This window comes from Burkholderia sp. BKH01 (assembly GCF_025685725.1).
GTDB lineage: Bacteria > Pseudomonadota > Gammaproteobacteria > Burkholderiales > Burkholderiaceae > Burkholderia > Burkholderia pyrrocinia_C.
In genome coordinates, this window is sequence record NZ_JAOTQT010000007.1 from 1 (window position 1) to 25777 (window position 25777).

Here is a 25777-nt window from a genome sequence, read left to right on the forward strand (position 1 = left end):
CCATGCATCGCGGTCGACCGGACTTGGCGCTTCAGCGCTTGGCCCGGTCCCATGCATCGCGGTCGACCGGACTTGGCGCTTCAGCGCTTGGCCCGGTCCCATGCTTCGCGGTCGACCGGACCTGACGCCTCGACGCTTAGTCCGGCCGCATGCCTATCTATCAGCGCAGCGCGATCGTCATGTTCACGCCGCCGGCCGTCGCATCGTCGTCGAACCAGCGCGCGGTGACCGTCTTCGTCTGCGTGTAGAACTGCACGACTTGCTTGCCGTACGGGCCGAGATCGCCGAGCTTCGAGCCGCGCGAGCCCGTGAAGCTGAAGTAGGGCACCGGCACCGGAATCGGGATGTTGATGCCGACCTGACCGACGTCGATCTCGCTCTGGAACTTGCGCGCGGCCGCGCCGCTCTGCGTGAACAGCCCGACGCCGTTGCCCATCGGGTTGCGGTTGACGAGCGCGATCGCTTCGTCGAGCGTGTCGGCTTCGAGCACGACCACCACCGGCCCGAAGATTTCTTCCGTATAGATCGACATGTCGGTCGTCACGCCCGAGAAGATCGTCGGGCCGACGAAGTTGCCGCGCTCGTAGCCGGGCACCTTCACGTTGCGACCGTCGAGTTCGAGCTTCGCGCCGGCCTTCACGCCTTCGTCGATCAGCGACAGGATGCGTTCCTTCGCGGCCTTCGACACGACCGGGCCGACGTCGGTGCCGGCTTCCGCGCCCGCATTCACCTTCAAGAGCTTCGCCTTCTCGACGAGTTCGGGCAGCCAGTTGCGCGCCTGGCCGACGAGCACGACGACCGACGTCGCCATGCAGCGTTGGCCGGCCGCGCCGAAGCCGGCGCCGACGAGCGCGTTGATCGTCTGCTCGCGGTGCGCATCGGGCAGCACCACCGCGTGGTTCTTCGCGCCCATCATCGACTGAACGCGCTTGCCGTGCTGGCTGCCGAGGTTGTACACGTGCGTGCCGACGCGCGTCGAGCCGACGAACGAGATCGCCTTGATGTCCGGATGCGTGCACAGGCGGTCGACCACCGTCTTGCCGCCGTGCACGACGTTCAGTACACCTTTGGGTACGCCGGCCTCGATCGCGAGTTCGACGAGCTGCATCGTCGACAGAGGGTCCTGCTCCGACGGCTTCAGCACGAACGTGTTGCCGCACACGATCGCCATCGGGAACATCCACAGCGGGATCATCCCGGGGAAGTTGAACGGCGTGATGCCCGCGCACACGCCGATCGGCTGGCGCAGCGTGTAGGTATCGACGCCGCCCGCGACGTTCTCCGCGAATTCGCCTTGCTGGAGCGTGCCGATCGAGCACGCATGCTCGACCACTTCGAGGCCGCGGAAGATGTCGCCTTGCGCGTCGGGCAGCGTCTTGCCTTGCTCGGCCGTCAGCGTGTGCGCGATCCGTTCGAGATTGCGGCGCACGAGATCCTGGAACTTCAGCATGATGCGCAGCCGTGCGCCGACCGGCGTCGTCTTCCAGGTCTGGAATGCGCGCTGTGCAGACGCGATCGTGGCGTCGACCTCGTCGAGCGTCGCGTACGGCACGCGGCCGATCGTTTCCTGCGTCGCGGGGTTGACGATGTCGCCCCATTCGGTGCTTTGCGATTCGACGAACGCGCCGTCGATCAGCAGCTTGGCGGTGGGCAGGGCGAGGGTGGTCTGGGGAACTGCGGCGTTCATGGAACTCTCCGGGGAAGGAAGCGATGTTGCGATGAAAAGGCAGCCTGTATCCGCCGCACGTGCAGGCGCGGCAGACAGCAGGACGAACCGGGTTCGGACGGATGCCGGCCGGGCGTGCTCAGGCGCGCGGCGGCCGCATCAGTGCGGTACACACGAGCGCGAACACGCCGAAGCCGACGAGGTACGCAATGACGTAATGCGGCTGGCCGCCGCCGGCCTTGAGCAGCGACGTCGCGATCATCGGCGCGAAGCCGCCGCCGATCACGCCGGCGAGTTGCACCGACAGCGAGATGCCGCTGTAGCGGATTTCCGCCGGGAATTGCTGTGCGAACAGCAGCGATTCCGGCGCATAGAGGATCGGGAACACGACGCCGAGGCCGAGCACGATCGCCCACCATGCGTACGACGTCTGCTGCGTGCCGAGCATCATGAAGAACGGCGCGGCGAACGCGCACATCAGCACGAGGCCGATCGCGAACATCCGGCGCTGGCCGATGCGGTCGCTCAGGTGGCCGCACAGCGGCATCGTGACGAGCGACAGCACGGCGCCGGCCGTGATCGCGTGCAGCATCTCGGCCTTCGGCAGATGAAGCTGCTGCGTCGCGTAAGCGAGCGCGAACGTGACGACCATGTAAAACCACGTGTTCTCGGCGGCGCGTGCGCCGACGATGGTCAGCACCTCGCGCGGATGGCGGCGCAGCGCGGCCGTCACCGGCGACTTCTCGGCCTTGCCCTGGCGCCGCATCTTCTCGAAGTCGGGCGACTCGGGCACCTTCGCGCGGATGAACCAGCCGAGGCCGACGAGCGCGATGCTCGCGAGGAACGGCACGCGCCAGCCCCACGACAGCATGTCCGCTTCCGGCAGCGCGGCCACCGCGGCCATCGCGAGCGACGACAGGATCAGGCCGAGCCCGACGCCCGTCTGCGGCAGGCTGCCGAACAGCCCCTTGCGGCCCTTCGGCGCATGCTCGACGGCCATCAGCACCGCGCCGCCCCATTCGCCGCCGACGGCCATCCCTTGCAGGAAGCGCATCGCGATCAGCAGCGCGGCCGCCCAGTAGCCGATGCTGTCGTACGACGGGATCAGCCCGATGATCATGCTCGGCACGCCCATCAGCAGCAGCGTGATCATCAGCATCGACTTGCGGCCGATCCGGTCGCCGAAGTGGCCGAACACGATGCCGCCCATCGGCCGCCCGATGAAGCCGACCGCGAACGTGCCGAACGCGGCGAGCGTGCCGACCACGGGGTCCAGCGACGGGAAGAAGATGCGGTTGAACACGAGCGCGGCGGCCGTGCCGTACAGGAAGAAGTCGTACCACTCGATCGTCGTGCCGGCCATGCTGGCCCAGCCGGCCAGCAGGTAGTGCTTCGCGGTGCGCTCGGGGGCCGGCGTCGCGACTGTCGCATGCTCATCGAGGGTGGATCGGGTCTGCATGGTGTCTCCGTGGTGGGTGCCGCGGCTCATGGTCCGCAGGTCACGGTCGAGTATAGTTATGCGCAGATTCATGATGTACCGATAAAGAAACCGGTTGGATGTGCATTTATGCATATCGACGGCCGGCCCGGAGACTTCTGCCCCTTTTTCTCTCGCCGATGCGACATGCCACCGAGCCGGTTTCCGGCAACCTGAACTGGGACGACCTGCGTTTCTTCCTCGAAGTCGCGCGCACGCAGCGCGCGAGCGGCGCCGCGAAGCGGCTCGGGGTCGACTACACGACCGTCGCGCGGCGCGTTCGCGCGCTCGAGGCCGCGATGGGCACGCTGCTGTTCGACAAGTCGCGCTCCGGCGGCTTCACGCTGACGGCTGAAGGGCAGCGGCTCGTCGCGTATGCGGACGCGATGGAGACGACCGTGCAGTCCGCGTGCGACCAGGTCGCGAACACCGGCGAGGCGCTGTCGGGCCACGTGCGGATCGGGTCGACTGAAGGGTTCGGCTGCTTTTTCCTGGCGCCGCAGCTCGCGCGGTTTCGCACCGCGCATCCGCATGTGACGGTCGACCTGCTGCCGGTCCCGCACTTCGTCAACCTGCCGAAGCGCGAGGCCGACCTGGCGATCACGCTCGAGCGGCCCGAGCGCGGGCCTTACGTGGTCACGAAGCTGTGCGACTACCAGTTGCGGCTCTACGCGACGCGCGACTATCTCGCGAACCATGCGCCGATCACGTGCACGGACGATCTCGCGCGGCACGCGTTCATCAGCTATGTCGACGATCTTGCGTTCAGCAACGAGCTGCTGTACCTGGACCGCGCGGTGCCGGGCGCGACGGCCGGGCTGCGCACGACGAGCGTGATCGCGCAATATTTCGCGGCGCTGCAGGGCGGCGGGCTCGCGATCCTGCCGTGCTTCATGGCGGCCACGCAGCCGGCGCTGGTGCCGGTGCTGCCGGACGACGTGGTCGTCACGCGGTGCTTCTGGCTGACCTGCCGCGAGGATCTGCGCAAGCTGCGGCGCGTGACCGCGCTGTGGGATTACCTGCGCACGGCGGCGGAGGCGAACCGGGAATTGCTGATGGGCGAATCGGGGACGTTGAAATTCGTCGGCGAGGCCGATTAGCCGGTGATGGAGACGGCGGCGATTCGCGCGGCGCTCGCGCGGGGCAACGCGGACGCGAGGGTTATCATCGCGTCATATCCGCACCGACAGCCGTCAGGAGAGTGTCGTGGAAATTCATTCGCAGTGGACGTTCGATTGCCGGCCCGAGCATGTGTGGCCGCATTTTCTCCATGCCCGGATGGACGACACGCGGCCGTTTCTGTTCCGCCTCGGCGTGCCGAAGCCCGTCAGTTGCCGCGTGCTCGAAGGCACGCCGGCCGTCGGTAATACGCGGCAGTGCACGACCGATCGCGGCACGATCGACCAGCGGATTCTCGTGCTCGACGAGAATCGCCGGCTGCGTTACCGGATGGTGTCGTCGACGGTCTGGTGTCGCGACTGGGTTGGGCTGCTGGAGGATGAATTCACGCTGACGTCAATCGAAGGTGACAAGACACGCGTCGAGCGGCGCACGGTGTTCAGCGCGCGCGGCATCTTCAAGCCGGTTCGGCAGATCGGTTTGTGGTTCGCGTTGCAGCAGGCCCACCGATACGCGGCGCGCAACTGGCGGCGCCTCGCGATCGCGGCGAAGGGGCGTGCCGTCGCGACGGAGCCGGCACCCGGGGCCTAGCGCCTACGTGTAATAGATTTGCCCGATATCCGTGTCGCGCATTTGTCCCGTGCGTTCGGCTTCCTCGCGGGCGACGTCGAAATCGCGCTTGCAAAGATCCGGGCGGCCCAACGCATGAAAAATACTCGACGTGCGCCACGCCGGCAGCCAGTCGGACCATGAAAGCCGCACGCCGATGATCAGCGCCAGCAGGACGCCCATCATCAGCGGCCCGCCCAGCAGCATGAACAGGTCGAGCTCGAGATCGGAAAACCCGCCGTCGCCGGTCCAGAGCACCAGGATCATCATCGGGACGAGCAGGCAGTTCACGCCGATGAACGACCATTTCCAGGCCAGCCACAGCGAGCGCGTCAGGCCGGCCAGCCCCGTATCGCCACAGGTGTAATCCATGGCCATATAGCGCCGATCGGGAGACGACAGCGCAAACAGGCGGCCTTTCCGGTTGATGACGGCCACGACTTCGTCGCCGACCTCGAAGCATTGCCCGCCCAGAAAGCCGCGATATGTCGCTCCGCCGATTTCGATCTCCACCGGAAGTTTGGCCAAGATGATCCTGCCGTTCCTGCCCACGGTCACATAGGCGTTTTGCGATGCGAAGGTCTTGCTGCCGCGCAGATTCGCATACGACCACGTCGCCGGGTGCTCGATCTTGTCGGCGTCGGCGTTCAGCTTGGCCAGGATGCTGTCTTCGTTGTCTTGTTCAAACATCAGCGCGTTGGCCGCGGCGCCGTTGCCGGTCAGGGCGGCCATGATCGGCACCACGTGGTGCGTGAACCGGTAGCCGAGCGATTTTTTCCTGGCCTCCGGGTCCGCCGGCGGGACCCGATGGCTTTCGGAAGGATCCTGATCCGGGCGTTCCAGGAAGCGCAGCGCGGTCAGCTTGCCTTCTACCAGATGCAGCGGAGATGACATGTGGGCGAATCGGAAAGGGCGGTGGTTGCGGAGTCTAGCAGTCGCCGGCCTCGCCGTACCGCCCGTGCGGGAATCGTCCGGGGCCGCGGGCGTTCAACCCGGGCAACCGAGCCGATCCGCGAGTTCGTTCAGGTCCCTGACATCGAAGTCCCATGCATCGTCGGCTTCCAGGTCGGTCGTCTGGCCGGGTCCGTGTTCGGTCGGCCGCAGCACGAACGCGGTCGACAGCCCGAGCCGGCGCGCGGCGGCGAGATCGCCGTTGTGCGCCGCGACCAGGCATAGTTCGGCCGGCGAGACGCCGAGAATGTCGACCGTGTCGCTGTACACCTGCGGCGATGGCTTGTACGCGCGGACGACTTCCGCGCCGAGGATCGCGTCCCACGGCAGCCCCGCTCGTTTCGCGACGTCGACCATCAGCCGGATGTTGCCGTTCGACAGCGGCGCAATGATGAAGCGCCGCTTCAGGCGATGCAGCGCGGCGACGGCGTCGGGCCACGGGTCGAGGCTGTGCCACGCGAGGTTGAGTGCATCGATGTCCGCGTCGGGCGCGTCGACGATCCCGTAGCGGTCGAGCGTGCGCACGAGGTTCTCGCGATGCAGCACGTCGAGCCGCACGTAGCGGCGGCGGCCGCTGCGGATTTCTTCCATCGACGGCGAATATTCGGCTCGCCACGCATCGGCGAACTCGAACGGATCGAGCGCCGGCGCGTGGCGCTCCAGAAAGGTGGCGGCACCGCGTGCGACGCAGCTTCTCCAGTCGACGATCGTTCCGAAGACATCGAAAACGAGCGCCTTGATTTCGGTGGGGTTCGTCATGGCGATCCAGTGAAGGTCATTCGATGAGGACACACGTCGCCGTGCCGCCGGAATGCGCGACGCCGGTTCGATCGACATTGAATCACGGATACGAAAACGCAGCTTGGCCGGGCCGCGATGTTGTCCGGGTGCCGCCGGAACGGATGCAAGAGGCAGCGTGGGGCGCGCCGCTGCAAGCCGGAATCGGCGTCGTGGCAGACCAGCCGCGCGGTCGCCGAACAGTCGGCCTGCGCGTTCGACCCTGCCGCACGGGCGGGCGAGCACGTCGGCCGGCTGCCGCTGAAACGGTCGACGATGCCCGACACGGTCGGTGCGCCGTATGCGGCGCCCGTGAGCGGCCCGGTCGCGGCCGCGCTCGATGCGCGGAAGGCCGCGACGCACACGCAACCCGGCACGGACGATCGAAAGAGATCGAGGCAGTGCGCCGCAACAATTCGACGAATCGCTTTCGACGGATGCGTGCGGCGCGCGCAAACGCTCACGAGGCCGTCGCGCGGCGCGCAATCCTTTCGAAAGGCTGACGGTCGGCCGCAAGCGACGCATCAACCACGCGTAAGCCCTGATGCGTGCGGATGCGCGGGGTCTCACGGATTGGTGTTAAATATGTTTCGGTGCGCCATGGTTCGGCGCGCACATGGCGCGCACACGGGGCGCACCGGGTATCGGCGTAAACCCGGAGCGAAAAACGGCACGAAGGATCGATAACGAATCGGGTGCATCAGACCCGATCGGACGGACGGCAGGATTCAACTTGAATACCGAACCGCAAAGTTCTCGTTACAGCCTCGGCCTCGCGGCGGAAGTGCTCGCGTCCGAGCAGAGCGTGCTGAGGCTGATCACGCGCAACACGCCGCTGCCGGAACTGTTGATCGAGGTCTGCCGGCGCGCCGAGACTTTGCTCGGCGACGGCGCATCGTGCACGATCCTGCTGCTCGATACGGACGGTGTGCACGTGCGTGTCGGCGCGGCGCCGTCGTTGCCCGCGCAGTACAGCGCCGCGATCGACGGCGCATCGATCGGGCCCGCCGCGGGGTCGTGCGGCACGGCGATGTACGAGCGCCGGATGGTTGCCGTCGAGGACATCGAAACCGATCCGCTGTGGGCCGACTACCGTTCCGTCGCGTTGCCGCTGGGCCTGCGCGCGTGCTGGTCGGTGCCGTTCCTCGACGACGCGGGCGTCGTGCTCGGCGCGTTCGCCGTCTATCACCGCACGCCGCGCCGGCCGAGCGACGAGGAAACCGCGCTGTTGCGCGATATCGGCAACAGCGTCGGCCTCGCGGTTCACCAGGACCGGATGGTGCGGCAGCTCGCGCGCAGCGAGGAACATCACCGGCTCGTCGTCAACAGCCTGAACGAAGGGATCCTCGTCGTGTCGCGCGACGGCGTCGTGGTCGCGAGCAACCCGAGCGCGAACCGGATGATGCACGTGCAGGGCGACCTCGTCGGCCGCCGGCTGTCGACGGTGATCCTGCGCAAGCTGCGCGAGGACGGCACGCCGATCGCGCCGGAAGAATGGCCGAGCCGGCTCGCGCTCGAGACGGCCACGCCGCAGCTCGACTACACGGTCGGCTTCAGCCTGGCGGATGGCGACATCATCTGGGTGCGCGGCAACGCGGTGCCGATCGTGAAGCCGGGCGAGACGCAGGCCGACTCGGTACTCGTGTCGTTCAACGACATCGGCCCGGTGCGCGAAGCGCAGCAGCAGTTGCGCTACCTGGCGACGCGCGATGCGCTGACGGGCCTCTACAACCGCCGCTGGCTCGGCGACCGCATGCGCGAGCTGTTCGGCGGGCACGATGCGACGGACGGGCCCGCGCGCGTCGCGATCCTGTTCATCGATCTCGTCGGCTTCAAGAAGGTCAACGACACGGCCGGTCACGACGCCGGCGACGCGTTGCTGCGCAGCGTCGCGGCGCGGCTCGCGGCCTGCGCGGGCGGCCGGCATGCGCTGACGCGCGTCGGCGGCGACGAATTCGTGATCCTCGTCGAGGACTGCGACGATCCCGACCGCCTCGCGGTGCTCGCGCGCGAGGTGATCGACGCGATCGCGAAGCCGTTCGCGATCGCGAACAACGAGTACTGGCTCGGCGTGTCGATCGGGATCAGCGTCGCGCCGCGCGACGGCGACGACGCCGTCACGCTGATGCGCAACGCCGATTCGGCGATGTACGACGCGAAGCAGCACGGCCGCAACCACTTCACGTTCTTCACCGCGCAGCTCAACCTGCGGCTGCAGCGCCGCTTCGCGGTCGAGCAGTCGCTGCGGCGCGCGCTCACGTCGGACCTGCTGCGGCTCGCGTATCAGCCCGTCGTCGATGCACGCACCGGCCGCACGGTCGGCGCCGAGGCGCTGCTGCGCTGGACGAGCCCCGAACTCGGGCCGATGTCGCCGACGGAATTCATTCCGGTCGCCGAAGATACGGGGCTGATCGTGTCGATCGGCCAGTGGGTGCTCGAAACCGCGTGCCGGCAGGCGGCCGAATGGCGCCGCACGATCGCGCCCGACCTGATGGTGGCCGTCAACCTGTCGCCTCGGCAGTTCCACGAAGGGCTCGTCGAATCGGTCGACCGCTGTCTCGCGCAAACGCGGCTCGATCCGTCCGCGCTCGAACTCGAGATCACCGAAGGACTGCTGATGAACGACACCGACACCGTGCTGCCGATGCTCGAAGCGCTCACGGACATGAAGGTGCGGATCTCGGTCGACGATTTCGGCACCGGCTATTCGTCGCTTGCGTACCTGAAGCGATTTCCGCTGCACATCCTGAAGGTCGACCGCTCGTTCGTGTCGGGCGTGCCCGATCATCACGACTCGGTCGCGATCACGCAGGCGGTGGTCGCGATGGCGCATTCGCTCGGGATGAAGGTCACGGCCGAAGGTGTCGAGACGCAGGCGCAGTCGTGGTTCCTGCAGCAGATCGGCTGCGACATGCAGCAGGGCTACCTGTTCAGCCGGCCGCTCGACGCGAACGACTACGCGCGCCGGCTCGGCGCCGCGTGAGCGCGGCCAGGGCCTGTTTGCGCCAGTAACGAACCCTAGTCGTCGCGCGGCGCGCCGAACCCGCCGGCGCCGGGCGGCGTCGTCGCGTCGATCTCGACGCGGTTCTTGCCTTCGTGCTTCGCACGGTACAGCGCACGGTCGGCGGCCTCGATCAGCACGGTCGTCGGCAGGCCGGGCGCCGGCACGATGCTCGCGCCGCCGATGCTGATCGTCACGGTGTTGCCCGTCGACGAATGCGCGTGCCGCAGCCGCAGCGCCTCGACCGCGAGACGGATCTTCTCGCCGAGCAGCCGCGCGGCGCCCGGCGACGAGGCAGGCATCACGACCGCGAATTCCTCGCCGCCGAAGCGCGCGGCGAGATCGCCCGACTGCCCGAGACAGCGCTCGATGGTCGACGCGATCTGCTTGAGCACGCTGTCGCCCGACACGTGCCCGTACGTGTCGTTGTACAGCTTGAAATTGTCGACGTCGATCATCAGCAGCGACAGCTCGTTGCGCTCGCGCGTGCCGCGCCGCCATTCGGCGGCCAGGTATTCGTCGAGATAGCGCCGGTTGGACAGCCCGGTCAGCCCGTCCGAGTGCGTGAGGCGCCGCAGTTCGAGATTGGCCTCGAGCAGTTGCTGCTGCGATTGCCGCAGCGCACGATAGGCCTCGTCGCGCTGCAGCAGGTTCACGTAAGAGCGCGAGTGGTAGCGGATGCGCGCGACGAGCTCGATACGGTCGGGCAGCTTCACGAGGTAGTCGTTCGCGCCGGCCGCGAACGCGGCGCTCTTGATCACGGGCTCTTCCTGCGTCGACAGCACGATGATCGGCACGTCGCGCGTCGCCGGATTCGCGCGGTACGTCTTCACGAGGCTCAGCCCGTCGGTGCCGGGCATCACGAGGTCCTGCAGGATCACGGTCGGCCGCGTCTCGATCGCGGTGGCCATCGCGTCGTCCGAGCGCGGGCAGTAGTGGAAGTCGATGCCTTCCTCGTCGACGAGCGCGCGTCGCACGGCTTCGGCGACGATCGTCTGGTCGTCGACCAGCAACACCATTGCCGGCACGTCGGCGGGCGGCGTATGCGGGCCGCCCGGCGGGCGGGTCAGGTCGCTAGTCATGATCGATGCGGGTTGTTGCAAGGGCAGGCATGGGTGTTGCGCGTGTTCATCGTCGGGATCAGATCCGTGCGAGCGCCGCCAGTTCGCCCGCAATGCGGCCGAGCGGCAGGATCGCGCGCGCCGCGCCGAGCGTCGCGGCCGCCTTCGGCATGCCGTACACGGCGCTCGTCGCCTCGTCCTGCGCGATCGTATGGTAGCCCTTCATCCGCAGCGCCTTCAGGCCGATCGCGCCGTCGCGTCCCATCCCGGTGAGCAGCACGCCGATCACGCGGCCGGGCCAGTGCTCGGTCAGGCTGTTGAAGAACACGTCGACCGACGGGCGATACGGCGTGGCGGCCGGCTCGCGCGTGTATTCGAGCGTGCCGGCGCGCGTGATGCGCAGGTGATCGTCGGTCGCGGCGAGCAGCGCGACGCCCGGCTGCGGGCGGTCGCCTTCGCGCGCCACGCGCACGGCGAGCGGCGTCTGGCCGTCGAGCCATTGCGCCATGCCTTCGGCGAACGCGCGGTCGACGTGCTGCACGATCACGATCGGCGCGCCGAAATCGGCCGGCAGGCCGCCGAGGATCGACGCGAGCGCGCCGGGGCCGCCAGCCGATGCGCCGATCGCGACCAGCGGGCCGCCGTCGGCGCGGGTGGCGATGCCGGCAACGCGCGTGCCGCCGGGCGCATCGAGCAGGCGGCCGATCTGGTCGATCTTCGCGAGCAGCAGTCTGGTCGTGTCGCCGGCCGCACCTTCGCCGAGCCGCGGCGTGTCGACCGCGTCGAGCGCGCCGGCGCCCATCGCCTCGAACACGCGCCACGCGTTCGCGCCGATGCAGCTCGTCACGATCAGGATCGCGCACGGTCGTTCGGACCGCATGATCCGCCGCGTCGCTTCGATCCCGTCGAATTTCGGCATGATCAGGTCCATCAGCACGACGTCGGGCGGCTGCGCGGCGCACAGTTCGACGGCCTGCGCGCCGTCGGTCGCGACCCACAGCACGCGGTGCTCGGGCCGATGCGAGATCGCGCGGCGCATCGCCTCGACGGCAAGCGGGAGGTCGTTGACGATGCCGATGTTCACAAGCGGAATTCTCCGGTCGGTTCGTCGTGTTGGAGGTAGGCCGGGTTCATGGAAGGGGCTGCCTGTTCGGCGCCGACGGGCGGCATCTGCGGCCGGGCGGCACGGCATTCTTTTTGGTTGTCGACGCCCCGAATGCTGTCATGCGGCGCGGGCGGCGGCAATCGAAAAATTTGCGCGTTGCGCCGTTTCAGTGCGTTTCCGCCATGACGATGCGGCGTTTTCGGCCGGTAACGGAACCGGGCCGGCGCACGCGTGCATGCCGGGGCCACGCGATCTCGCCACGGCAGGCCGCCGAAGCACGCATGTTACCGTGCCGGCTCCGACAGGAAGAACGAGGAGAACGGGATGGCCGCGCGCGACACCACGCTCGTCAGCCGTGACCGGTACGCGCCGGTCGTGATCGAACGCGACGGCCGGTTGCTGTATCGGATCGACATCGAGAGCGGGCACGCGTCGTTCCACCGCGAGTTTCCGGTCGAGCCCGACGCGGTGCGCGTGCTGCGCGACGACGCCGAGCGCTACTACTTCCTGTTCGCGGCGCTTCATCATCCGTATCAGTTGTGCGCGACGAACCTGTCCGACGCCGAGCGCGAACGCTACTTCAGCACGATCCTGTTTGCCGGCCGCGACGAGGTCGAAGCGTTCCTGACACAGCTCGACCGCGGCAGCAACGGCGCCGTATCGAATCTGTTGAGGATCTTCACGCGGGCCGACCACGGGCAATTGCGCGCGGGCCGGTGGTTCGGCATGGGCGCCGATACGCCGGCCGCGTAGCGGGTCGCAACCGGGCACCCGGCCGGGCGACCGGCCGCGCACCGGATGCGCGGCCGCGCCGTCAATGGCTGCGCGCGTACCCCTGGATCAGCGCGCGCATCATGCCTTCGACCGTCGCGTCGAGCAGGTCGGCTTCCTGCTCGGCCTCCTCGACGAGCGCAGCATAGGCGGTCGCGAGCGTCACGCGGTCGACTTCATGGCGTTGTTCCATCAGCGTCACCATCCCGTCCTTCGCCAGATGAGCGGAGAACGCGCGGCTGCCGATGGTCTGGAATACGTCAATCATGGCGGCTCTCCCGTACGTTGCCGATGCTTTCCAGTGTAGTCGGCGCACCGTGGCTCCGCCACGCGCGGCGGCCCGCGCCGGCGGCCGCCGGCTGTGCGAATGCACGCAGGCGCGCGTCGCAACGAGCGCGCCGCGCCGGCCGACCGGCGGTCGATTCCTCCGATGAAATACCGCCGGCACACGGCCCGCGCACGGTCTCCGCACGCTTCAACGTTTACCCGAATCGGCAAATCGTCGACTTTTTATCGATAAAGTCTCGTGTTAGATTTTGCGGTCCGAGCCCGGTCCAAACCGGGCAGGCGGCGCGTCGCGAAGGCGCCGCGCGTCCAACACAAGGAGGAGCAATGCTGGTGCTGATTGGGGTGCCGATCGTCGTGATCGGTTTCGCGCTGCGCTTCAATGCGCTGCTGGTGGTCACGATCGCGGGGCTCGCGACGGGGCTGGCGGGCGGGCTGAATCTCGTCGACATCGTCAGCGCGTTCGGCAAGGCGTTCACCGAAAACCGCTACATGGGCCTCATCTGGCTGACGCTGCCGGTGATCGCGCTGCTCGAGCGCAACGGGCTCAAGGAGCAGGCGAAGCGGATGATCTCGCGCGTGCAGGCGGCGACCACGGGCCGCGTGCTGATGCTGTACTTCGTGCTGCGCCAGGCGACGGCGGCGCTCGGCCTCACGTCGCTCGGCGGCCATGCGCAGATGGTGCGACCGCTGATCGCGCCGATGGCCGAAGCCGCCGCCGTCAACCGATATGGCGAGCTGCCCGAGTCGGTCCGCCAGCAGATCCGCGCGCATGCGTCGGGCGTCGACAACGTCGCCGTGTTCTTCGGCGAGGACATCTTCATAGCGATCCAGTCGATCCTGCTGATCAAGGGCTTTCTCGAGCAGAACGGGATCGCCATCGAGCCGCTGCACCTGTCGGTGTGGGCGATCCCGACCGCGATCGCCGCGCTGCTGATCCACTGCACGCGCCTCGCGCTGCTCGACCGCCGGCTCGCGCGCGGCTTCGGCTTGCTGGCGCAGGAGGGCGCGCGATGATCGGCCTCGAATCGCTGTACACGCTCGCGGGGCTGATGTTCGCCGCGTTCGCATGCTTCAACCTGACGGACCGCACGAATCCGCGGCGCGTCGTCAATTTCGCGTTCTGGGCGATCTATGCGGTCACGTTCCTGTTCGGCGCGCTGCTGCCGCATTTCGTGACGGGCTGCCTCGCGATCGCGCTCGCGGTGATCGCCGGCTCGGGCAAGCTCGGTCGCGGCAAATCGGTCGAAGCCGGCGAAGCGGCGGCCGTGCGGCGCGAAACCCTCGCGCAGCGCTTCGGCAACCGGCTGTTCCTGCCCGCGCTGCTGATCCCGCTCGTCACGCTGGTCGGTACGTTCGCGCTGAAGCTCGTGCCGTTCGTCGATCCGAAGAGCGTGACGCTGATCTCGCTCGTGCTCGGCACGATCGTCGCGTTCGTCGTCGCGCTCGCGATGCTGCGCGATTCGCCCGTGCATGCGCTGAAGGAAGCGCGCCACACGATGGACGCGGTCGGCTGGGCCGCGATCCTGCCGCAGATGCTCGCGGCGCTCGGCGCGCTGTTCGCGCTCGCCGGTGTCGGCGGCGTGGTGTCGGGGCTCGTGAAGGACTGGGTGCCGATCGATTCGCCGTTCGCGGTCGTCGCGGCCTACACGGTCGGCATGGCGCTGTTCACGATGATCATGGGCAACGGCTTCGCCGCGTTCCCGGTGATGACGGCCGGCATCGGCCTGCCGCTGATCGTCCACCAGTTCCACGGCAACCCGGCGATCGTCGGCGCGATCGGGATGCTGAGCGGCTTCTGCGGTACGCTGATGACGCCGATGGCCGCGAATTTCAACATCGTGCCGGCGGCGCTGCTCGAACTGAAGGACAAGAACGGCGTGATCAAGGCGCAGTGGCCGACGGCCGTGCTGCTGCTGGCCGTGAACACGCTGCTGATGTATGCGTTCGCATTCCGCTTCTGACTCGATGGACGAGATTCCAATGACCGACCGACTCACGCCCGAACTCGCATCGAAATTCGCGTCGCTCGCGCTCGCGCACCTGACTCGCGAATATCCGAACAAGCTCACGCATTCGCTCGAAGGCCCGCACGACGTGCAGGGGCCGCGCGCGCTGCACCCGATTTTCTACGGCAGCTACGACTGGCACTCGTGCGTGCACGGCTACTGGCTCGTGCTGCGCGTGCTCGAACGCTATCCGGCGCTACCGGAGGCCGAACGCATCGTCGCGATCGTCGACGCGCACTTCACCGACGCGAACGTCGCCGGCGAGCGCGCGTATCTCGCGCTGCCGCACAACAGCGGCTTCGAACGGCCGTACGGCTGGGCGTGGCTGCTCGCGCTGTCCGCGCAACTCGAGCGGCTCGCGCTGAAGGGTGCGCTGCCGCAGGCCGCGCGCTGGGCGAAGACGATGGCGCCGCTCACCGACCTGTTCGTGTCGCGCTTCGAGACCTTCCTGCCGAAAGCGACTTATCCGCTGCGCGTCGGCACGCACTTCAACACCGCGTTCGCGCTGGCGCTCGCGCTCGACTTCGCGCGCGACACGCAGCGCGACGGGCTCGCGGCGCTGATCGTCGATACCGCGAAGCGCTGGCACCTGAACGACGTCGCGTGCCAGGCGTGGGAGCCGTCGGGCGACGAATTCCTGTCGCCCGCGCTGATGGAGGCCGAACTGATGCGGCGCGTGCTGCCGGCGGCCGAATTCGACGGCTGGTTCGCGCGCTTTTTGCCCGATCTCGCGCGCGGCGAGCCGGCGACGCTGTTCGAGCCGGCGACGGTCAGCGACCGCAGCGACGGCAAGATCGCGCACCTCGATGGGCTGAACCTGAGCCGCGCGTGGTGCCAGCGTGCGCTCGCCGGCGCGCTGCCGGAAGGCGACGCGCGGCGCGCGAAGCTGCTCGACGCGGCCGGCCGGCATCTCGCGAGCGCGCTCGCGCACGTGGCCGGCGATTACATGGGCGAGCACTGGCTCGCGACGTTCGCGTTGCTCGCGCTGGAAGCGTAGCGCGCGAGCGAGCGAAACCCCGCCGGCGGCAAGGTCATTCCTGCGCGGCTATACTCGCCGCTCGGGCCGCTTCGCGCAGCATGCGTCGCGCGAAGCGGCCATTCGCCAGTTCGCCGCCTCTTCATGCACAAGCTCATTTCCTACGTCGCCGCGATCCACGGGCTCGCCGGCCCCGTGTCGATCGTGTCGCACGCGACGTCGCACGACCGCTGGACCGACGACGATGTCGAGGTTACGCGCGACGAAACCGAATACCGCTTCGACAACGGCGCGATCGTGCGCCGCTCGGTCGAGCAGGACCGCGCGCCGTCCGACCTGCTGTGCGCCGAATGCTGGATCGATTACGACGTGCTCCGCCATCCCGATGCGCAGCCGATCAGCCCGTCGCGGCTGACGTTCGACAACGCATGCCGCGAAACCTTCTGGTTGCGCTACCACCTCGCGTGAACGTGTGAATGCGTGAGCGCATGAGCGCATGAGCGCGTTCGACGTACGGCACCGTGATCGACGAAGGGGCCGCGAATTGCCGCGAGCAGCAGGTGAACGATGCGTGCACGGCTGCCGGTCGGACAACCGACGCCGTCCGGCGGCGTGAAGGATTCGAGGCTCTGCTACAAGCAAGGCGTGCAGGAAGCGATGAGAATGATTTTTTGAGCTGGTTCAGTCAGGTTTCCGTGGGCCGCACGACTGCCTTTGCGTCACATGCAACACCGCTTTCCATTGCCGGACTGGCTCTCGGCGGCGACGACTCGATACACTGCCGTACCGGTTGGACGGGCCCCGGCAACCAGGCCCGAGCAAGGAGGAGACAGGACACGATGGACATCCAACGCGCAGCGGTCGTCACGTACCGCGGCAATGCGATCGAGAACACGCACGTCGCCCATGTGGCGGTGGTGGATGCAAGCGGCAGGTTGCTCGCCCGGTTCGGCGATCCGTTCCGGATGACGCTGGCGCGCTCGGCGGCCAAGCCGGCCCAGGCGCTGTCGGTGATCGAGACGGGCGCGCCCGAGCGCTTCGGCTTCGACGACGCGGACATCGCGCTGATGTGCGCGTCGCACAGCAGCGAGGACCGGCACATCGAACGCACGCGGGCGATGCTCGCCAAGGTCGCCGCGCACGAATCGGATTTGCGGTGCGGCGGCCATCCGCCGTTGTCCGACGCGGTGTACCGGTCGTGGATCAAGCGCGACTACACGCCGACCGGCGTGTGCAGCAACTGTTCGGGCAAGCACGTCGGGATGCTGGCCGGCGCGCAGGCGATCGGCGCCGCGATGGCCGATTACCATCTGCCCGACCATCCGATGCAGGTGCGCGTGAAGCATGTCGTGGCCGATGCGTGCGGCTTGCGCGACGACGAAGTCGACTGGGCGATCGACGGGTGCAACCTGCCGACGCCGGCGTTTTCGCTGGATCGGCTGGCGCGTCTCTACGCATCGCTGGCCGACGGCGCGGACAAGGTGGAGGCGGGCGGCGGCGAGATGACCGGTCGCGTTCGCGCGCTGGCGCGCATTCATCGTGCGATGACGGCGCATCCGGAACTGGTCGCCGGTGACGGGCGTTATTGCACGGTGCTGATGAACGCGTTCGACGGGCAGGTGGTCGGCAAGCTCGGCGCCGATGCGTGCTACGGGCTCGGCGTGCGTGCATCGGAGAACACGCGGCGGCTCGGCGCCGACGGTGCGCTCGGCATTTCGGTGAAGATCGAGGACGGCAATCTCGACGTGCTCTACATGGTCGTCAGCGAACTGCTCGAGCGGCTGCAGATCGGCACGGCCGCGCAGCGCGCGCAGCTGGCCGGCTTCCACCGGCCGCGGATGCTCAATACGCAGGGCGTCGAGATCGGGCACGCCACGTTCCCGTTCGAACTGCAGCCTGCCTGAGCGTCGTCACCGCGCCGATGCCGCCGGCCCGCGAACCGGGCCGTGCGCATCGGCGCCCGCCCGCTAGCTGATCGACACGAACGCGAACACAAGCGCGGACACGAACGCGCGCGCTACGCGCGAGCGCCGCGAATCTTCGCCAGTTCGACGTCCGACAGCTCGCCGATCTGCGCGAGATGTTCCGCGAGAAAGTCCTTCAGCACGCGCAGCTTCGCCGAACTGCGCCGGTTCGCCAGATACGCGATGTAGATGAATTCGCCCGTCAGCCGGTTCTGCAGCCGGTAGCGCGGCAGCACGGCTTCGAGTTGCCCGCTCGCGAGCAGGTCGCGCACCAGCCAGATCTCGAACTCCGCGATGCCGAGCCCCGCGCAGGTCGCTTCGAGCAGCAGCTCCGAATGGTCGGTGACGAGATTGCCGGCCGGCAGCACGCTGTACCGCGCGTCGCCGTGCACGAGATCCCAGCGCGGATCGCCTTCCGGGTGCACGTAGCGCAGGCAGTTGTGGTGCTTCAGGTCGTCCGGCGTCGATGGGCGCCCGCAGCGATCGAGATAGCCGGGCGTCGCGCACAGGATGCTGTCGTTGCGCGACAGCCGGTGGACGACCAGGTTGTCCAGGTAGTTCTCGCCTTCGTGAATGTCGAGATCGAAACCGCCGGCCACGAGGTCGTTGTGGTTGTCGGTGAGCCGCACGTCGAGCTGGATCGTCGGATAGCGCGCGAGAAACGGCGCGACCAGCGGCGCGAGGTGACGGCGGCCGAACGCGACCGGTGCGGTGAGCTTCAGCGGGCCGCTCGGCTGCGCATTCAGCTCGGCGACCACACGCAGCGTGTCGTCGAGATCGGAGATCAGCGTGACCGCGCGCTCCAGGTAGATGTGGCCGGCCTCGGTCAGCGTCACGCTGTGCGTCGAACGGTGCAGCAGCGCGACGCCGAGCGCGTCCTCGATCGCCGTCACCTTGCGCGCGACGGTCGACGTCGACACGTGCATCTCCTTCGCGACCGCCGAAAAACTCCCTGTTTCGACCACCTTCACGAACGCGCGCATCGCGCCGAGGTGATCGATGCCTGTCTCTCTCACGCCTTTTTTCATTCGATTCTCGCTGTTGCGTCCCACGCAAAACCGCTTTCGATAATACATAGGCGAGCTTGTTTTTGCAAAGGCATAGAATGCGAACCCGTCGCGTCGGGAAGCGGCGCACGACGAGCGGCACGAGACAGCGGCACGAGACATTCAGGAGGGCACGATGGCAGAAAACGGCTTCCGCATCGAAGCGGATCTTTTAGGTAAGCGAAGCATTCCGGATGATGCCTACTACGGCGTTCATACACTGCGCGCGACAGAGAATTTCGACATTACCGGCCGCAGCATCGCGACGCTGCCGTACCTCGTGATGGCGCTCTCGGCCGTGAAGGAAGCCGCGGCCGACGCCAACTGCGAGCTCGGGCTGCTGCCGCGGCCGTATCGCGACGCGATCGCCGCCGCGTGCGTCGAGATCCGCGAAGGGCGCCTGCACGACCAGTTCGTCGTCGACGTCATCCAGGGCGGGGCCGGCACGTCGACCAACATGAACGCGAACGAAGTGATCTGCAACCGCGCGCTCGAAATCATGGGGCACGCGCGCGGGCAGTACGAATACCTGCATCCGAACGAGCACGTCAATCTCGCGCAGAGCACCAACGACGTCTATCCGACCGCGATCCGGATCGCGACGTGCTTCGCGGTCGAGCATCTGCTCGAAGCGATGGCGCGGCTGCGCGATGCGTTCGCGGAGAAGGCCGACGCGTTCGCGGGCCTGCTGAAGCTCGGCCGCACGCAGTTGCAGGATGCGGTGCCGATGACGCTCGGCCAGGAATTCTCGACGTACGCGGTGATGCTGACCGAAGACATCGCGCGGCTGCAGGAAGCCGGCTGGCTGATTCGCGAGATCAATCTCGGCGCGACCGCGATCGGCACGGGGATCACCGCGCATCCGGAGTACGCGGAGAAGGCGCTGGCGGCGCTGCGGCGCATTACCGGGCTCGACCTGAGCACCGCGCCGAACCTGATCGAGGCGACGCAGGATTGCGGTGCGTTCGTGCAGGTCTCGGGCGTGCTCAAGCGGATCGCCGTGAAGCTGTCGAAGATCTGCAACGACCTGCGGCTACTGTCGAGCGGCCCGCGCGCGGGGTTCGGCGAGATCAACCTGCCGCCCGTGCAGGCCGGCTCGTCGATCATGCCCGGCAAGGTGAATCCGGTGATCCCGGAAGTCGTCAACCAGGTTGCGTTCGAGGTGTTCGGCAACGACCTGACCGTGACCTTCGCCGCCGAGGCCGGACAGCTTCAGCTCAACGCATTCGAGCCGGTGATCGCCAGCGCGTTGTTCCGCAGCTTCAGCCACCTGACGGCCGCATGCACGACGCTCGCGGAGCGGTGCGTGAGCGGGATCACCGCGAATCCCGAGCGGCTGCGCGAAACGATGGAGCGCTCGGTCGCGCTCGCGACCGCGCTGAACCCGTACATCGGATACAAGCGCGCGACCGCCGTGGCCGCCGAAGCGCACGCGACCGGCAAGTCGATCCGCGAGGTCGTGCTGGAGCGCGAACTGATGACCGACGCGCAACTGGACGACGCGCTTCAGCCCGAAGCACTGATCCGGCCGCGCGTGCTTTGACATCGGCCGCGCGGCGCCGGCGCGTGCCGCCGGCAGCCCGCGCGCGGCCGTTCGAAAAGCGCCCCGGAGCGGGGCGCGACACATCAATACACGGAGACACAACATGAAACACACCAGCGAGCGGCCGGCCGATGCGGCCGGCGGCGCGGATTCCCGTCACGCCGATCCCGACGCGATGTTCGCATCGCACGAAGCCGGTTATGCGAAGCATTTGAAGCCGCGGCACGTGCAGATGATCGCGATGGGCGGTGCGATCGGCACCGGCCTCTTTCTCGGCGCGGGCGGCCGCCTGCAGAGCGCGGGGCCCGCACTGGCGCTCGTGTATCTCGTCTGCGGCGTGTTCGCGTTCCTGATCATGCGCGCGCTCGGCGAGCTCGTGATGCACCGGCCGACCAGCGGCAGCTTCGTGTCGTATGCGCGGGAGTTCATGGGCGAGCGCGCGTCGTTCGTCGCGGGCTGGATGTACTACCTGAACTGGGCGACGACCGGCATCGTCGACATCACCGCGGTCGCGATCTACATGAAGTACTGGGCCGTGTTCACGGACGTGCCGCAGTGGGTGTTCGCGCTCGGCGCGCTCGGGATCGTGTCGGTGATGAACATGATCGGCGTGAAGGTGTTCGGCGAGATGGAGTTCTGGTTCTCGCTCGTCAAGGTGGGCACGCTCGCGGTGTTCCTCGCGGTCGGCGCCGTGTTCCTCGCGAGCGGCCATCCCGTTGCCGGCCAGATGCCGGGGCTTCACCTCGTCGCGGATCACGGCGGGATCTTTCCGCACGGCATCCTGCCGGCCGTGCTGATCGTGCAGGGTGTCGTGTTCGCGTATGCGAGCATCGAGCTCGTCGGCGTCGCGGCGGGCGAGACCGCCGATGCGCGCAAGGTGCTGCCGAAGGCCATCAACGGCGTGATGTGGCGTATCGCGCTGTTCTACGTCGGTTCGGTCGTGCTGTTGACGCTGCTGCTGCCGTGGACCGCATACAGCTCGCACGAAAGCCCGTTCGTGACGTTCTTCGGCAAGCTCGGCGTGCCGTACGTCGGCACGGTGATGAACGTCGTGGTGCTGACCGCCGCGCTGTCGAGCCTGAATTCAGGCCTCTATTCGACGGGGCGCGTGCTGCGCTCGCTCGCGATGGGCGGGTCGGCGCCGCGCTTCGTGTCGCGGATGAATGCGCGCGGCGTGCCGTACGGCGGGATCCTGATCACGGTCGCGATCAATGCGATCGGCGTGCCGCTGAACTACATCGTGCCGGCCCAGGCGTTCGAGATCGTGCTGAACATGGCGTCGCTCGGGATCATCACGACGTGGGGCTTCATCGTGATGAGCCAGATCCTGTTCCGCCGCGCGGTCAATCGCGGCGAGCTGAAGGCCGTATCGTTCCGGATGCCCGGCGCGCCGTTCACGTCGTGGCTCACGCTCGCGTTCCTCGTCGGCGTGCTGGTGCTGATGGCGTTCGACTACCCGGGCGGCACGTGGACCGTCGCGACGATTCCGGTTGTCGTGCTCGCGTTGGTGATCGGCTGGAAGCTTGCGAAGCGCGGTGCCGAGCGTGAGCAGGCCGTTGCGGTGCCCGCGGCCGTGCGCGCCGTCGCGGATCCTGCGCAGAACGCGTGACGGTACGTGCCGGTGAAGCCGGTCCGTTCGCGGGCCGGCTTCACCGGTGCGCTCAGTTCAACCCGGTGCGTTCGCAAACCCATCGGCCGAAATCGGCGGCCATCTCCGCGGTCAATTCGTGCCCGGCCGCGTAAAGCCGCGTGTCGTGCGCGACGCCGAGCGCCGTGAGTCTTGCATCGGCGGTGTCGGCCCATGCGACGGGCAGCTTGTCGTCGAAGCGGCCGTGCACGATCAGCGCATGCAACGGGCGAAGCGCATCGCGCGGCGCGATCAGCGGATCGATTTCCGGCAGGATGCGGCCGCACAGCACGGCGAACCCGGCGACGTCGGCCGGCGACGTGAGGCCGACGCTCGCACTCATGATGCCGCCCTGGCTGAAGCCGGCGATCACGGTCGGCAACGCGGCGCCCGCGCCGTCCTGCGCGCGCAAGGCGCGCAGCAGCGTAATCAGTTGCACGCGGCTGGCGTCCGCGCGGGCCGCATCGATTTCGGGGCCGTTCGGGCCGAAACGCACCGGAAACCACGCGTGCTGATTGGGCTCGAACGTGAGCGGGCCGCGCACGAACGCGATCTCGATGCGCGGATCGATCACATCGGCCACGTTCAGCAGGTTGGTTTCGTTGCCGCCGACGCCATGCAGCAGCAACAGGCGGGCGGCGGGGCGGCCGGCAGCCGGGCGCAGCCGGTACTGGAGGCCCGAATCGGGATCGGTGGTCAGCGGCAGGACGTCGGTCATCGCGTGGGTCCGGAAAGGGAAACGATACGACAGTCTAGAGCGTGCGGCCGGAGAGGTGAATCGCCGGGTGGCGATTGATTGTTTCCTGGAAGGAATGAATTCGGTCGCGGTTCATATCGAGGGACAGATTGTCGATTTCGCGAAGCACGGCGCGGGCCGCAGGCCGAACTATCCGCTGGCGACAGGCCAGTCGAGCGCGCCCGGGGCTGCAAGTCGAAGACCGGCTCGCCGTGCCCCGCGAAAGCTGAACGGCATGGCATGCAGGTTCGGATCTGCCGAGAGGAGGGTTCGCGCTCGCGCATTGACGAATCTGCTCACCGAACGACGCATCGATTATAAAAAAATTCCGGAACAAACCGGTTCGTGGATAATGCGTAAACGTTTTACCGATATTCAATAGGTTCGGATTACCGGTGGGCGAATAAAAAAATGAATATCCGCTACCCCGCCGATTCGGAAAAGCCAGCATCGGCATGGGCGCTGGAGCCCAGACGTTAACGGCAAAACAGCGAAAAACTTTAGTTTTTTCCCGCCGCAATTAATCATTCCAATTTTCTCAATGATCGATTGATTAACGGTCATCGGACAGTCATACACCATCCCCGATAATTCGCCGCTCATATTCTTTCAATAGACCAAAGGGCGATCGAAGCCGGATCGCTGCGGGGAGCTGTACTCATGACCATCCGTCATCGCATTACGCTGCTAGTCGTCCTGACGTTCTTTGCGCTGTCCGCGATCGGCATCTATGCCGTGTACCAGACGCGCAAGAGCGCGTCCGAAGTGCGCCAGGTCACCCGGGGTATCGTGCCGAGCGCGCTCGCGTCGGCCGATCTCGTCGCCGATGTGAAGAACATCCAGATCGCGACGATGACGCTCGTCTACGCGCCCGACGCGAATACCGCCGCGCAGGCGCGCGACGAGTTGAAGGCGAAGCAGGCCGCGCTGCGCGCCGCACTCGACGTGCAGGCGAAATCGGCGGTCGGCCGCGCGCAGGAGGGCCTCGTCACGCAGGCGAAGGACAGCGCCGCGAACTATTTCGCGGCGATCGACGACACCGTCAAGATGAAGGCGGACGGCAAGGCCGAGATGGCGCAGGCCTACCTGTTCGCGAACGTCGCGCAGTATCGCGACGAACTCGAAAGCATCGTCGGCACGCTGCGCGTCGAGAAGAACCGCCAGAAGGACGACGCGATCAGCGCGCTGAACGGGATGCTCGCGACGACGGCAACCGCGATCTCGGGCGTCGCGGGCACGGTGATCGTGCTGCTGACCGCGCTCGGCTTCGTGCTGTATCGCCAGATCACGCGTCCGCTGATCGGGATGCAGACGATGATGAGCGAGATCGCGACGAGCCAGGATTTCACGCGCCGCGTGCCGGTGGGCCGGATGGACGAGATCGGCCATTCGATCGTCGCGTTCAACGGGATGATCGAGAAGATCCAGGAGAACGCCGCGCAGCTCAAGCAGAAGACGGCCGACATCCAGGCGATGCTGCAGAACATGCAGCAGGGGATCCTGACCGTCGTCGAAGGCGGCGTCGTGCATGCGGAGTATTCGGCGTACCTCGAAACCATCTTCGAGACGAACGACATCGCGGGCCGCGACCTGATGGCGCTCGTGTTCGACGATTCGGCGATCGGTGCCGACGCGCGCTCGCAGGTCGATGCGGCCGTGCACGCATGCCTCGGCGAAGACAGCATGAACTTCGAATTCAACGCGCACCTGCTCGTCAACGAAGTCGCGAAGCGGATGCCGGACGGCCGCGAGAAATGGCTCGACCTGAGCTGGTCGGCGATCACCGACGAGACCGATACGGTCGTGCGCCTGATGTTGTGCGTGCGCGACGTGACCGAGATTCGCGAGCTGACCGCACAGGCCGGCGAGCAGCAGCGCCGCCTCGAGATGATCGGCGAGATCCTGTCGATCAGCCAGGACAAGTTCCATGACTTCGTGCACAGCGCGAACGGCTTCCTCAGCGAGAACGAGCGGATGATCCGCCAGCACGAGCGCGCCGATCACTCGATCGTCGCGGCGCTGTTCCGCAACATGCATACGATCAAGGGCAATGCGCGCACGTACAGCCTGCAGCACCTGACGAACATCGTCCACGAAGCGGAGCAGGCATACGAAACGCTGCGCCGCGCGGACGGCGGCCCCGAGTGGAACCGCGATGCGCTGATGGACGACCTGGCCCGCGTGCGCGAGGCCGTCGACCGCTATGCGACGATCAACGCGGTCACGCTCGGCCGCAGCGGCGAACCGGCGCAGGGCGGTGCCGACTACCTGATGGTCGAACGCGCGCACATCAGCGAGAGCCTGCGTGTGCTCGATGGCGCCGATCCGGCGAACGCGAACGACTGGCAGGCGGCACGCGATGCCGTGCGCCGCATGCTGAGCCAGTTCGGCACGCAGGGCATCGGCGACGCGCTCGGCGGCGTGATCGAGTCGCTGCCGTCGCTCGCGGCCGAACTCGGCAAGCCGGCGCCCGTCGTGCATATCGACAGCCACGGCCATCGCGTGCGCAGCGAGATCGGCGCGACGCTGAAGAACGTGTTCATGCACCTGCTGCGCAATTCGATCGACCACGGGATCGAATCGTCCGAAGAACGGCGCGCGGCCGGCAAGGCGGCGTCCGGCACGATCGACATCGCGGTCGGCGTGGGCGGCGGCGAGTTGTGGTTCGTGTTGAGCGACGATGGTCGCGGCCTCGCGCTCGACCGGATTCGCCGCATCGCGTGCGAGCGCGGGTGGATCGATGCGGACAACGAAGCGGCGCTTACCGACGAAGCGGTGGCCGAGCTGATCTTCCGGCCGGGCTTCTCGACCGCGCACGCGGTAACCGAGGTGTCGGGCCGTGGCGTCGGCATGGACGCGGTGCGCAACTTCCTGAAGCGCGACGGCGGCGATATCGCACTGCGCTTCACCGACGATCGCGTCGGCGCGCCGTATCGCGCGTTCGAGACGATCGTGTCGCTGCCGGCGCGCTTCGCGGCGGACGGTGCCGGTCACGGTGCCGCGCACGAGCGCGCGCGCACCGCGGACGTCGGCGCAGCGGAGTGATGGCGTGAT

The 25777-nt window shown here is 67.4% G+C and carries 22 protein-coding genes; 13 read left to right on the forward strand and 9 right to left on the reverse strand.

Going from position 1 to position 25777, the window contains the following annotated elements; translation table 11 throughout:
• Positions 1-160: 160 nt before the first annotated feature.
• A complete protein-coding gene (locus OEJ37_RS13270) occupies positions 161-1687 on the reverse strand; it encodes a CoA-acylating methylmalonate-semialdehyde dehydrogenase (RefSeq protein WP_263344503.1) in 1527 nt (508 codons plus the stop codon).
• A gap of 118 nt (positions 1688-1805) precedes the next feature.
• Entirely contained in the window at positions 1806-3125 is a 1320-nt protein-coding gene (locus OEJ37_RS13275) for an MFS transporter (RefSeq protein WP_175917762.1), read from the reverse strand.
• A 158-nt stretch (positions 3126-3283) separates the two neighbouring features.
• Between OEJ37_RS13275 and OEJ37_RS13280 the strand changes: the two genes are divergently transcribed.
• Positions 3284-4243 carry a LysR family transcriptional regulator gene (locus OEJ37_RS13280; protein WP_263344504.1) on the forward strand — a complete coding sequence of 320 codons (960 nt, stop codon included), beginning with the start codon at positions 3284-3286 and terminating at the stop codon, positions 4241-4243.
• A gap of 106 nt (positions 4244-4349) precedes the next feature.
• A complete protein-coding gene (locus OEJ37_RS13285) occupies positions 4350-4853 on the forward strand; it encodes a hypothetical protein (protein ID WP_263344505.1) in 504 nt (167 codons plus the stop codon).
• Positions 4854-4856: 3 nt separating this feature from the next.
• Here OEJ37_RS13285 and OEJ37_RS13290 read toward each other — a convergent pair whose 3' ends face one another.
• Positions 4857-5765, reverse strand: coding sequence for a hypothetical protein (locus OEJ37_RS13290; RefSeq protein ID WP_263344506.1), 909 nt, complete (start codon positions 5763-5765; stop codon positions 4857-4859).
• 93 nt (positions 5766-5858) lie between these two features.
• Complete coding sequence (locus OEJ37_RS13295; protein ID WP_263344508.1) at positions 5859-6581, reverse strand: haloacid dehalogenase type II; 723 nt, start codon at positions 6579-6581, stop codon at positions 5859-5861.
• 751 nt (positions 6582-7332) lie between these two features.
• Between OEJ37_RS13295 and OEJ37_RS13300 the strand changes: the two genes are divergently transcribed.
• Positions 7333-9582: a putative bifunctional diguanylate cyclase/phosphodiesterase gene (locus tag OEJ37_RS13300; RefSeq protein WP_263344509.1), complete on the forward strand. Its 2250-nt coding sequence runs from the start codon at positions 7333-7335 to the stop codon at positions 9580-9582.
• Positions 9583-9617: 35 nt separating this feature from the next.
• Here the strand turns inward: OEJ37_RS13300 and OEJ37_RS13305 are convergent, their stop codons facing one another.
• Positions 9618-10682: a diguanylate cyclase gene (locus OEJ37_RS13305; RefSeq protein ID WP_263344510.1), complete on the reverse strand. Its 1065-nt coding sequence runs from the start codon at positions 10680-10682 to the stop codon at positions 9618-9620.
• Between the two features lie 58 nt (positions 10683-10740).
• Complete coding sequence (locus OEJ37_RS13310; protein ID WP_263344511.1) at positions 10741-11745, reverse strand: chemotaxis response regulator protein-glutamate methylesterase; 1005 nt, start codon at positions 11743-11745, stop codon at positions 10741-10743.
• A gap of 345 nt (positions 11746-12090) precedes the next feature.
• On the opposite strand from OEJ37_RS13310, the gene OEJ37_RS13315 reads away from it, so the two are divergent.
• Positions 12091-12519 (forward strand): hypothetical protein, encoded by a 429-nt coding sequence (locus OEJ37_RS13315; RefSeq protein ID WP_263344512.1) that lies wholly within the window; start codon positions 12091-12093, stop codon positions 12517-12519.
• 61 nt (positions 12520-12580) lie between these two features.
• Here OEJ37_RS13315 and OEJ37_RS13320 read toward each other — a convergent pair whose 3' ends face one another.
• Entirely contained in the window at positions 12581-12805 is a 225-nt protein-coding gene (locus tag OEJ37_RS13320; protein WP_047901264.1) for a hypothetical protein, read from the reverse strand.
• Between the two features lie 344 nt (positions 12806-13149).
• Here OEJ37_RS13320 and OEJ37_RS13325 point away from each other — a divergent pair, with 344 nt between their 5' ends.
• From OEJ37_RS13325 to OEJ37_RS13345, 5 genes are all read left to right on the forward strand, one after another.
• Positions 13150-13839 carry a DUF969 domain-containing protein gene (locus OEJ37_RS13325; RefSeq protein WP_047901263.1) on the forward strand — a complete coding sequence of 230 codons (690 nt, stop codon included), beginning with the start codon at positions 13150-13152 and terminating at the stop codon, positions 13837-13839.
• A complete protein-coding gene (locus OEJ37_RS13330) occupies positions 13836-14786 on the forward strand; it encodes a DUF979 domain-containing protein (protein WP_263344514.1) in 951 nt (316 codons plus the stop codon). The genes OEJ37_RS13325 and OEJ37_RS13330 overlap by 4 nt, the downstream gene beginning before the upstream one ends.
• Before the next feature lie 19 nt (positions 14787-14805).
• Positions 14806-15828 (forward strand): DUF2891 domain-containing protein, encoded by a 1023-nt coding sequence (locus OEJ37_RS13335; protein WP_175917769.1) that lies wholly within the window; start codon positions 14806-14808, stop codon positions 15826-15828.
• A gap of 123 nt (positions 15829-15951) precedes the next feature.
• Positions 15952-16275, forward strand: a complete 324-nt coding sequence (locus tag OEJ37_RS13340; RefSeq protein WP_034179847.1) for a hypothetical protein — start codon at positions 15952-15954, stop codon at positions 16273-16275.
• A gap of 371 nt (positions 16276-16646) precedes the next feature.
• Positions 16647-17711 carry an asparaginase gene (locus tag OEJ37_RS13345; RefSeq protein ID WP_263344515.1) on the forward strand — a complete coding sequence of 355 codons (1065 nt, stop codon included), beginning with the start codon at positions 16647-16649 and terminating at the stop codon, positions 17709-17711.
• A gap of 113 nt (positions 17712-17824) precedes the next feature.
• Here OEJ37_RS13345 and OEJ37_RS13350 read toward each other — a convergent pair whose 3' ends face one another.
• Positions 17825-18799 (reverse strand): LysR family transcriptional regulator, encoded by a 975-nt coding sequence (locus tag OEJ37_RS13350; RefSeq protein WP_174420435.1) that lies wholly within the window; start codon positions 18797-18799, stop codon positions 17825-17827.
• Positions 18800-18953: 154 nt separating this feature from the next.
• Between OEJ37_RS13350 and aspA the strand changes: the two genes are divergently transcribed.
• Positions 18954-20360, forward strand: a complete 1407-nt coding sequence (aspA, locus tag OEJ37_RS13355) for an aspartate ammonia-lyase (protein WP_263344516.1) — start codon at positions 18954-18956, stop codon at positions 20358-20360.
• Between the two features lie 103 nt (positions 20361-20463).
• Entirely contained in the window at positions 20464-21969 is a 1506-nt protein-coding gene (locus tag OEJ37_RS13360) for an amino acid permease (protein WP_263344517.1), read from the forward strand.
• A gap of 52 nt (positions 21970-22021) precedes the next feature.
• Here the strand turns inward: OEJ37_RS13360 and OEJ37_RS13365 are convergent, their stop codons facing one another.
• The gene (locus tag OEJ37_RS13365) at positions 22022-22705 is read right to left on the reverse strand and encodes an alpha/beta hydrolase (protein WP_263344518.1); all 684 of its coding nucleotides are present in this window, start codon (positions 22703-22705) and stop codon (positions 22022-22024) included.
• 67 nt (positions 22706-22772) lie between these two features.
• Between OEJ37_RS13365 and OEJ37_RS13370 the strand changes: the two genes are divergently transcribed.
• Together OEJ37_RS13370 and OEJ37_RS13375 are read left to right on the forward strand one after the other, a co-directional pair.
• Entirely contained in the window at positions 22773-23105 is a 333-nt protein-coding gene (locus OEJ37_RS13370) for a hypothetical protein (protein ID WP_263344519.1), read from the forward strand.
• 278 nt (positions 23106-23383) lie between these two features.
• Positions 23384-25768, forward strand: a complete 2385-nt coding sequence (locus OEJ37_RS13375) for an MCP four helix bundle domain-containing protein (RefSeq protein ID WP_263344520.1) — start codon at positions 23384-23386, stop codon at positions 25766-25768.
• The last annotated feature ends 9 nt before the right edge of the window (positions 25769-25777 follow it).